This is a genomic window from Halorubrum sp. SP9 (genome assembly GCF_005435015.1).
Lineage (GTDB): Archaea > Halobacteriota > Halobacteria > Halobacteriales > Haloferacaceae > Halorubrum > Halorubrum sodomense.
In genome coordinates this window covers 1-306 of record NZ_SGXU01000586.1, presented here as the reverse complement: position 1 = coordinate 306, position 306 = coordinate 1, and the positions used below count along the sequence as shown (strand labels likewise).

General features: G+C 68.3%; 1 pseudogene. It reads left to right on the top strand.

Annotation, left to right across the window (positions count from 1 at the left end):
* Window positions 1-306, top strand: a pseudogene (locus EXE45_RS20170) (ABC transporter substrate-binding protein); the annotation flags it as partial.

Below are 306 nucleotides of genomic sequence, written 5' to 3'. Positions count from 1 at the left end.
CAGGCGTATCAGGTGCCGGAGCGCGGGGCAGAGCTGAAGGCCGTCCGCGACGAGATGGTCGCGGACATCCGGGCGGACCTCCCGCCGAAGTCGGAGCGGCCCGAGGTCGGCGTCGTCTGGTACGATCAGAAGAAGGAATCCTTCTGGGTGTACCACCTGAATGAGCCGGGATTCCAGAACGCGCACACCCGGCCGCTGCGGGCGAACGACGCGCTCTCCGAGTTCGACAGCGGTCCCCGGAGCGGCTGGTCCGACAGCGCGCTCATCGACATGGAAGCGATGCTCGACGCCGACCCCGACGTGCTC